General features: G+C 58.3%; 6 protein-coding genes and 3 pseudogenes. 4 read left to right on the forward strand and 5 right to left on the reverse strand.

Annotation, left to right across the window (positions count from 1 at the left end):
• Positions 1 to 198 precede the first annotated feature (198 nt).
• Positions 199 to 378, reverse strand: a complete 180-nt coding sequence (locus AC1DLV_RS29870; protein WP_476803586.1) for a hypothetical protein — start codon at positions 376 to 378, stop codon at positions 199 to 201.
• A 227-nt stretch (positions 379 to 605) separates the two neighbouring features.
• Between AC1DLV_RS29870 and AC1DLV_RS29875 the strand changes: the two are divergent.
• Together AC1DLV_RS29875 and AC1DLV_RS29880 are read left to right on the forward strand one after the other, a co-directional pair.
• Positions 606 to 1,670 (forward strand): annotated as a pseudogene (locus AC1DLV_RS29875) (IS110 family RNA-guided transposase); the annotation flags it as partial.
• A gap of 67 nt (positions 1,671 to 1,737) precedes the next feature.
• Positions 1,738 to 2,223 carry an adenosine-specific kinase gene (locus AC1DLV_RS29880; RefSeq protein ID WP_476803585.1) on the forward strand — a complete coding sequence of 162 codons (486 nt, stop codon included), beginning with the start codon at positions 1,738 to 1,740 and terminating at the stop codon, positions 2,221 to 2,223.
• 221 nt (positions 2,224 to 2,444) lie between these two features.
• On the opposite strand, the gene AC1DLV_RS29885 is transcribed toward AC1DLV_RS29880, so the two are convergent.
• The 4 genes and pseudogenes from AC1DLV_RS29885 to AC1DLV_RS29900 all read right to left on the reverse strand — a co-directional run bounded on the left by AC1DLV_RS29885 (position 2,445) and on the right by AC1DLV_RS29900 (position 6,607).
• A complete protein-coding gene (locus AC1DLV_RS29885) occupies positions 2,445 to 3,983 on the reverse strand; it encodes an arylsulfatase (RefSeq protein WP_476803584.1) in 1,539 nt (512 codons plus the stop codon).
• A gap of 147 nt (positions 3,984 to 4,130) precedes the next feature.
• Positions 4,131 to 4,895: pseudogene (locus AC1DLV_RS29890) on the reverse strand (SphA family protein).
• Between the two features lie 531 nt (positions 4,896 to 5,426).
• Entirely contained in the window at positions 5,427 to 6,224 is a 798-nt protein-coding gene (locus AC1DLV_RS29895; protein ID WP_476803583.1) for an IS3 family transposase, read from the reverse strand.
• Positions 6,221 to 6,607 (reverse strand): transposase, encoded by a 387-nt coding sequence (locus AC1DLV_RS29900; protein WP_476803582.1) that lies wholly within the window; start codon positions 6,605 to 6,607, stop codon positions 6,221 to 6,223. Before AC1DLV_RS29900 ends, AC1DLV_RS29895 begins: the two co-directional genes overlap by 4 nt.
• 867 nt (positions 6,608 to 7,474) lie before the next feature.
• Between AC1DLV_RS29900 and AC1DLV_RS29905 the strand changes: the two genes are divergently transcribed.
• A complete protein-coding gene (locus AC1DLV_RS29905) occupies positions 7,475 to 9,085 on the forward strand; it encodes an arylsulfatase (protein ID WP_476803581.1) in 1,611 nt (536 codons plus the stop codon).
• Between the two features lie 188 nt (positions 9,086 to 9,273).
• A pseudogene (locus AC1DLV_RS29910) lies at positions 9,274 to 9,591 on the forward strand (hypothetical protein); the annotation flags it as partial.

Below are 9,591 nucleotides of genomic sequence, written 5' to 3' on the forward strand. Positions count from 1 at the left end.
ACGTGAGCCGAGCCATTCCGCTGATGGGGTTGCACCGCTGTCTCAGCAAAGTGCGTCGTCCACATTGAAGGCTCGTCCCGCGAAGCTCCATCATGCGGCGACCAATGTTGACCGCGAAGACAACCATGCACCCGGCCGCCGTTTCAACARAATKCATCCCTTGACGCCCCGAATGCGATTAGACAACTCCATCAGCTCTCAGTGGAAATCAACAACTCTCCAGAGTTGTTTGGGGTAGATCAGCGCTTTGGGGGCCCATAAGGCCGGATATCTGGGAAGATAAAGCCAATTCTGCCGCTTCATGGCCGAACGCAGCGCCTGCAATCGCATGACAATGAGAAGGATAGGTGCTAACGAGGTGGCGGCATAAAAGGCCATCGGTGCTCCATGGAAGAGCATTGTCGCTGACGAACGCAGGCGCACTTTCCCTTAACAAATCCCATGCTTAGATAATTGATCGTTGCATTGTCCTGCCATGGATTTGCTTTGTAAGACCGTATGTCCTTCTTCGTGCCTGAGGTGGCTCGCCCTACGCTGGTCTTCCGAGGGTTGCTCGGATAGGCCGAGCCGATCCTCACGACAGGAGGACGAGCCGTGGACGATTATTGAGAAGCTTTGTCGGAATCGATGTTGCCAAGCTGAAAAATGCGATTGCGATTGCTGAAACCGGCCGGAACGGAGAGATCCGTTATTTCGGCGAGGTTGAGGCATCGGATGCCAGCATGCGACGCGTTATCCAGCGAATAGTCGCAAAGTTTGATCGCGTGCATTTCTGCTACGAGGCCGGCCCCACCGGTTACGGCCTCCACCGGCTCATCAAGTCGCTTGGCCATGACTGCATGGTTGTCGCTCCGGCTCTGATCCCGAGGAAGCCTGGCGATAGGGTGAAGACGAACCGTCGAGATGCGCTTGCGCTCGCCCGGCTACTGAGGGCCGGCGAGCTCACGCCGGTGTGGATTCCTGACCAGGGTCACGAAGCGATGCGAGATCTCGTTCGTGCTCGATCTGCCGCCGTCGAGACATTGCGGATCCATCGGCAACAGGTAAGCGCCTTCATGCTCAAGCATGGTCGCCTCTATCCGCGCAAGAAAGGCTGGACGATGCGGTATCTGCATTGGCTGCAGGAGCAGCAGTTTGATCATCCGGCACATCAGATAGCACTGCAGGAAATGGTCGAGGCAGTGCGCATCTCGAAGGAGCGTGTCGAACGACTAGAGAAGGTGATCGAGGAGTTCGTCCCGAACTGGTCTCTCGCCCCGGTCGTTCGAGCGCTGCAGACCCTGCGAGGTGTCGATCTAATTGTCGCCGTCACCTTCGCCACGGAAGTCGGTGACGTGACCCGATTTGAGAGCCCACGCCAATTGATGGGCTATCTCGGTCTGGTTCCTGGCGAGCGATCCACGGGTGAGACCGTAAGACGAGGCGCAATAACGAAGGCTGGTAATGGTCGAGTTCGACGCATGCTTGTTGAGAGTGCGTGGACGTATCGGCATCCACCGAAGCTGGGTGTAAGGAAGCTGTACCGCCTGCAAGCAGCCCCGCCGTCAGTCAGAGAGATCGCGTGGAAAGCTCAGAGCCGGTTGACGGCTCGATATCGCTTGCTGGTCGGACGGGGAAAACGAACGACGGTGGTTTGCACTGCAATTGCCCGAGAATTGGCTGGCTTCATGCTGTGGCGGCTTGAAATCGCCTTCCGTCGGCCTACCATTGCGTTGCCTACCTTGAAGGAGCGCAGCCATGGAACTCACCGTTGTGCCCATCGTCAAGCCTGACGCCGCCAACTTCATTTTTGGCCAGTCGCATTTCATCAAGACTGTGGAAGACGTCCACGAGGCGCTGGTGGGCGCGGTTCCTGGCATCCGCTTCGGGCTGGCCTTCTGCGAGGCCTCCGGTAAGCGGCTGGTGCGCTGGTCGGGTAATGACGAAGCCGTGCTCGCCCTCGCACGCGACAACGCATTGGCCATTGGCGCCGGCCACACTTTCCTGATCTTCCTGGGCGACGGGTTCTTTCCCGTCAACGTGCTGGCTGCGGTGCGTGCGGTGCCAGAGGTCTGCCGCATCTACTGCGCGACGGCCAACCCGACACAGGTGATCGTCGCGCAAACGGAGCTGGGCCGCGGCGTGCTCGGCGTGGTGGATGGCGCCTCACCGCTGGGTGTCGAAACCGACGCGGACATTGCGTGGCGGAAAGACCTGCTGCGAAAGATCGGCTACAAGCTGTAGTGGCTGGATGAAGCCGAAGTCGACGGGCTGCATGGACAATACCGTAAAGCCCGTGATCCAGACGCCCCGGAGGGATAGCCTTGGAGGGCTTGGGAGATGACAGACGACGCTGAGCGACAACCGCACCCTTCCAGAATTCCAACGAGAAAACATCGCTACCTCCTCAAGTCGTGCGAGTTCCTGTGAGTGCGTCGTCTTGAAAGGGCCGTATCCAGCTACTGTCACAGGCCGATGTTCTTCGGCGGATACTTCTTGAAGGTCGCCGAATGGCCCTTCATCTCTGCCGCCATCGACGCCAGGAAGGCGTTCATGCGGTGGCCCACGGGATACTGTTCCTTCGGGTCGATGTAGAGATTGAACAGCCAGGGCGCGAGGCCGACATCGCTGACGGTGGTCATGTCGATGTTCAGCCACTGCGCATGTTCCTCAACCACCTTCACATGGATCTTGTATTCGTACATACGCATGGCCATCAGGTTCTGCTCGCTCCAGATGTAGACTTTCTCGCGGTTGGAGCGGCCATCGTCGGCGAGCAGGAACGAGGTCTGGTCGATGCCGTCGATGTAGCGGTCGGTCGGAATCTTGTCCTGGATGCCGGCGACATGCAGGGACGTGTTGAAGAGATCCATGAGATCGAAAAGATCGTCGCTCGCGCGCCCAGGTGCGATCATGCCTTTCCAATAGGCGATACCGGGCACGCGCACGCCACCTTCCCAAGCGGAAGCTTTGGCTCCGCGGAATGGCGTGTATCCGGCGTCGGGCCAGCTATCCAATTGCGGCCCGTTGTCGGAGGTGACGAAGATGAAGGTGTTTTCGAGCACGCCCGCTTCGTCGAGCGCCTTGACGATTTCGCCGATATGGGCGTCGACCTCGACGACATCGTCCTTGTAGGGATATTTGCTGGCGCTCTTTCCCTCGAATGCCTTGCTGGCGAAATTGTCTGCGTGCACCTTCATGAAGGCGTGCTCCAGGAAAAAGGGAGATTTGCCGGCGGCGAGTTCCTTGATCTTGGCGACGCTGAATTCCTTGGTCATGCGGTCGCCTTCCGCCATAGTCTCGATGCTGTCGATCTTGACGGCGTCATTCGTCTCGCCGCCCTTGAAGCCGTGCACCAGGGAGTCGCTGGAGCCGGTCTTGCGCAGCATTTCGAGACGCTCGGGATTGAGCACGAGGTCAGGATAACGGCGCTTGTCGACGCTCTGGCTGATTTCCTTTTCCGCCTCGTAGAAGCCGTAGAATTCGTCGAAGCCGACGTCATGCGGCCGCATGCCCACTGCAGCACCAACATGCCATTTCCCCGACAGCACGGTCTTGTAGCCGGCCTCGCCAAGCAGCTTCGGCAAGGAGATTTCGTCGGCCCAAGGATTCTTGGTGATGGTGTCGCCGGCGAGGATCGGCCGCGTCAGGCCAGTTCGCACCGGCAGACGGCCCGTCAGAATGGTGGAGCGCGTCGGCGTGCAGGTTGGCTGGGAGTATGTCGAGGTCAGCTTGAGACCTTCCAGCGCGAGCCGATCCATGTTGGGTGTCGCAGCACCGATGGCCGCGCCACCGCCATATGCGCCGGGATCGCCATAGCCCATGTCGTCGACCACCAGCCAGACGATGTTTGGGCGCTTGCCAGTCTTGGCCTGCAGCGCGTCAAGCTTTGCCTGCGCGGCAGCGGTTTGGTCGGGATGCACGAGCCCTGGTTCCATGCTTTCGCTGGTGCGCTCGGCTTTGCTCAATACCGATTGCGCCATGACGCCGCTAACACCCGACAACAGCAAAGTCCCGCATATTGGCAGGATACTTGTATGACGTAACAAAGCTCTCATCGGCCTACCTCGTCGCTGGTGGTTATGGAAAACGCTGCAAAATCTGAAAAAGGCAAAGTGCCCGAGACGACCCCTGATCAAGAAATCCTATATTCAGAACGAAAACCCGGCGCTACCCCAAAAGACATCGCTTTCAAAGCGCCGCCGCGCCCCGAACTCGTGCGTATATTTCAGCTTGAAGCTGACCGGCGCCTCGCCGAACTTGGTGCTGTAAGTTGCAATCGGCCCGATGCCGAAAACCCGCGCCTCGAGGCTCTTGACGCCAAGCAGTGTCCTGAAGTTGTCGGCTCCCGAGCCGCTGTCTTCGGCAAGCTGCTAGTAGGCATATCCGTAGGCATATCCTGCAGCTCCAAAGGCCAGACCATTGGGAAGATGCTGGAGCGCGGCCGCCTCGAAGTTGAGCTCGGGGGCGGTTTGCCAGTCGGTAGCCGTGTTCCGCGTGCTGAAGGTGATGCCTAGCGAACCGGAAATCTCCAATCCGGTCTTCGGGTTCATATAGGTCGCGTTGAAAGCCGGCGAGAAGGCCCATCTGTTCTCGCCAAAATTAAGCACGTCATCAACAGAGGGTGGCGACAGGGTGACACTGGCCGTGTTGTATTTTCCGACAGGCACAAAGATCGACAAGCTCGTGCTGTAGTGGAAATTGCCATCGTGCCAGCCGATCAACGGCGTAATCACAGGATCGCTGAAGCCGCCAAATGGGGCAGGCGTCAAGAACGAGCCGGTCACCGACCCGGCACTGTAGGGCAATGTCAGTACGACGCCTTTTGTTCCGCCAAGAACCTCGCCTTTGAAAAAAAGGCGCGATGTCCAGCTTGTTAATATAGACGCTGACTTCCGGTTCCGTGACCGGAACACCGCCGAGCGACAGCGTCGGCCCGGATCCGTTCATGAAGATGAAGTTGTGGTGACCCGGCATGGGTCGAAAGGCGACATTTGACGCGCCGCTTGAAGGACGCTCCGGCCATCCGTTCAGCGGTCAATCGCTAAATCTGGCGATAGACTGCTCTCGGTTGGAAGGGGCATTCTCTGCTTTTTAGAGAGGTGTCCAACGTGAAGCCAATCACTTCCGTCCTGGCAGAGGATGACACGGCCATTTGCAAGCTAGTCGTCGATTGGGAGCGACGGTACATTGACGGTACATTTATATCGGCACAGGGCGTCCACCTTACAAGCGGCTGTCCATTGATGAACTGCTTGCGATGCAGCCGCCAAACACTTTGCAGCTTCAGGCCCGCGACAAGCTGATGTCGATGATGTTGGATGCCATTTGCAACAACTAGGCGCGAAAAAACAAATCCCCGCTAGCGGTAGCGTGTCAATGTCCTGCCTGGCAATACAACCCGATTGGAGTGAACCCCTCGGGCTGGACCAGCGAGGCGCTTCAAACTAAGCCGCCTGCTGGGCGAGTTGGGTTTCGAATTCTGCTGGCGATCTGTAGCCAAGGGCTGAGTGCAACCGCTTGGCATTGTAGACCTCTTCGATGAACCTGGGCAATCGCTCGGCCACTTCCGAGAAGGTCTCGTACCCGGCGGGATAGATGTCTTCCACTTTCAGCGTCTTCATGAAGCTCTCCGCCTGAGCGTTGTGATAGGGGTTCCCGACAGCACTCATGGAACCTGTCAGACTGGCCGCATCAAGCGCCCGTCGGTAGGTCTCGCTTGCGTATTGGCATCCGCGGTCGGTGTGGTGAATGCAGCCTGGCGGAGGTTTTCTGTTCTTAATGGCCGAATGCAGCGCTGCCAGCGCCAGCGGCGTGTCCAGGCGTTTCGATAGTGCATAGCCCACAACCTTCCGGCTGCAGGCGTCAAGAATGACAGCCAGATAGCAGAAGCCGACGGCAATCCGGATGTACGTAAAATCGGCAACCCACACCATGTCGGCTCGAGGCGGGATCAGATTGCGATACAGGTTCGGGTAGATCGGTGAATCGTGGCGGCTATCGGTCGTGCGAACATAGCGCCTGCGCGGCTTGATCCCCAGGCCGTTGGCCCGCATCACGCGCGCCACACGCTTGTGATTGACGAGATGACCCCGCCGGTGAATCTCATGCGTTACACGGCGATATCCATAACAGGGCAACTCGTCCTGGATGTCCTCGATAAGAGCAGCGAGCTCGTCGTCGTCGAGCTTTAGAGTCGGTGCCTTGGATTGGTAGTAGAACGTGCTCCTCGGGAGGTCGATCACTTTGCACCCCCGTCTGACGGAGCAGGCCGCGGGCCGGTGACGATGGAGGATTTCTCGCTGCCGCCGGCGATCGGCTGGCGCGGTGTTTTTTTAACCAGGTCCAGCTCCATCGTGAGCTGGCCGACCTTGCGTTCCAGTGCCGCAATCTGCGCCTCGTACTCAGCGATGACGCTTGCCTCGGCCTCTTCATCATTAAGCTCGCCGCGATCGAACTGTGTCAGCCATAACTGGATGAGGTTCGCCGAGACGCCGTACGTGCGTTGCGCATCACGTCGTCCGATGACGCCGTTTCGGATGTCCTGGCAAAGCTGCAGCTTGAACGGCGTTGAGTGCCGTCGATACGGTCCGCGAGACTTAATGAGCCTTCTCCGATTGAGGCCCACAGAGCGTATCAGTTCTTTCGTGTCCCGTGGTCCAGCCCGAGGGGTTCACTCCAGATCGGGCCAAGAATACAAAAAACCCCGCCACTCACAGGGTGGTGACGGGGCTCTTGATTGGTCAGGCTTTAAGGACGCGGTCTTCGATACATTTCCGCCAAGCCATGGTCGCGCAGCAAGGTTAATCGCCGGTAAATCTGCGGCGGCGGCGGAACCAGGCGAGGCAAGTTACGGCATGCGACCATAACAGAGATATTGGTGCCGTGATCGCACAAACGGCCCGCCGAGTTCAGGTTCGACAGGCCGTTCTTGCCGCCCTCTGAAACCTGCCGAGACACCAGTGGGCGCGCGCCAACCATATTCCACTGTTGCCTAGAAACCAAAAGGCCTGCCAGCGGGCGGCCGACAGGCCCTATGCTAGAGCGACTTGCCATGCATCTCAGGCATTTCGCCGGGTTGGCATCGGCGAGTGACAATCCGTTCGTTCCGCGGGCAGAACGTCAACGTGGGCGGGAAAGCGACAGTTTGCTCCATCCGTCAACCGCAAGTAGCGCCACTTGACACCACTTGCGGTTGCCGGTTATGGACTGAACCATATTCGAAGAGTTCTACGCTTGCGGCGGAGTTTCCAAGCCCCTCCGATTGGAGACTTGAGGATCGAATATGACGGGTTCCGGACATGCAACAGCGCATGCGCTTGCCCTCCTGTTTCCTCAGGCTCCTTGCCCGCAAGAAATCCGCGATCATCTCAGCCGCATTCGTACGAGTGCTGTATTCCCTGCTTCCAGACGCGGATGTGGATTCATTCGCTATGTGGTTCCGTGAAGTGCCCAGCCTCATCGCATGACCGTTAGGGATACATGGAGAAAAGTCATGAGGCGTAATCTTCTAGGAACTCTGTTAATTGGCACGGCGCTGACTTTGGGTGGCGCTGCGACGGTAGCGGCGCAAGACAAGCCGCCCAACATTGTCGTCATCATGGGTGACGATATCGGCATGTGGAATATCGGCGCCTATCACCGGGGCATGATGGCCGGGCGCACGCCCAACCTGGACAAGATCGCTGCCGAGGGCATGCTGTTCACTGACTACTATGCCGAGGCGAGTTGTACCGCGGGCCGTGCCAACTTCATCACCGGCGAACTTCCAATCCGTACCGGCATGACCACTGTCGGTCAGGCTGGCGCCACAACTGGCCTGCCTGCTGAAGCCGTGACACTTGCCACGGTTCTCAAGGATATGGGCTACACCACAGGCCAGTTCGGCAAGAACCACCTTGGCGATCTCAATGAGTTCCTGCCCACGGTTCATGGCTTCGACGAGTTCTTCGGCTATCTCTATCACCTTGATGCGATGGAAGATCCCGCGCACCCCAACTACCCGCAGGAACTCCTGGACAAGGTCGGGCCGCGCAACATGCTCCACAGCTGGGCGACAACCACTGACGACACGACAGTCGATCCGCGCTGGGGCAAGGTCGGCAAGCAGAAGATCGAAGACGCGGGAACCCTTTATCCGAAACGGATGGAAACCGTGGACGATGAAATCCGCGACTACGCCTTGAAGTTCGTGGAGAAGGCCAAGTCAGACAACAAGCCTTTCTTCCTGTGGCTCAACCCCACGCGCATGCATGTCGTAACCCACCTTTCTCCCAAATATGAGGCGCTTCAGAATTCGGAGAATGGCTGGTCGCTTCAGGAAGCCGGCATGGCTCAGCTCGACGATGACGTCGGACTGGTGATGCAGAAGATCAAGGAGCTGGGTGTCGACAACAACACCATCGTCCTGTTCACGACAGACAACGGCACGGAGACGTTTACCTGGCCCGATGGCGGCAACACGCCATTCAAGGGACAGAAGGGCACGATCTATGAAGGTGGTTTCCGCGTGCCGGCGTTCATTCGCTGGCCCGGCAAGATTGAACCCGGCAAGGTCGAGAACGGCATCGTCTCGGGTCTTGATTGGCTGCCGACTTTTGTGGCGGCGGCCGGAAACCCGAACATCAAAACTGAGCTTCTCAAGGGAAAGAAGATTGGCGATAGAACCTACAAGAACCATCTCGATGGTTACGATCAGACGGCCATGCTCACCGGCAAGGGACCTTCCGCCCGCCACGAGATCTACTATTTTGGTGAGAGCACTTTGGGCGCAGTGCGCATCGACGACTACAAGTATCGCTTCATAGAGCAACCGAAAGGCTGGCTCGGGGCCAAGGATCATGTCGACGCACCGTCGATCACGAACCTTAGGCTTGATCCGTTCGAACGCCTGGGAACTCCGGAAAACGGAACCCTGGACGGGGCCCAAGGATATTTCAACGAGTGGTTTATGTATCAGTTCTGGCGCTTCGTGTTCGTTCAGCAGGAGGTGGCCAAGCTCGCCGAGACGGCCATCGAATTCCCGCCGATGCAGAAGGGCGCCAGCTTCAATCTTGATGCAATCAAGGCGCAGATCGAGGCCGCCAGGGCGGCAATGGCCAAGTAGGACAATGTGATCTTGGGCGGGCGGCTTGCAATGGCCGCCCGCAAGCCTCACGGAAAGTGCTTCGTTCGGCACGCAGGCTGAACGGACGACAGGGGACATCATCGTAGCAGTCTAAGGTATGCGTGCCAAAGATCTGCCCCGCAGGGCGGTCGTCATTTGCAACATAAACTTCGTTCCGGAGGATGGGAATGAAAGCTGGTTTTGTTTGGCCCCTCGTTTTCGGTGGCCTTCTCACCGTTCCGGCAGTCGCTGCCGACATTGTTTCCCCAGTCAGTCCGGTAGCGACGCCGATAGTCGAGCAGGGATGGACGTTTTCGGTGACGCCCTATTTCTGGGCGGCGGGGCTCTCCGGTGACACCGCGCAGTTCGGCTTGCCTGTCGTTCATATCGATTCGAGTTTCAGCGATATCCTGGATGAACTCGACTTTGCCGCGATGGCGATCGCCGAAGCGCGGAACGGGCGCTACAGCATCTTTGGCGATTTGATCTACTCCAAGATTTCGTCC

The organism is Aminobacter sp. 01T433, from assembly GCF_056398585.1.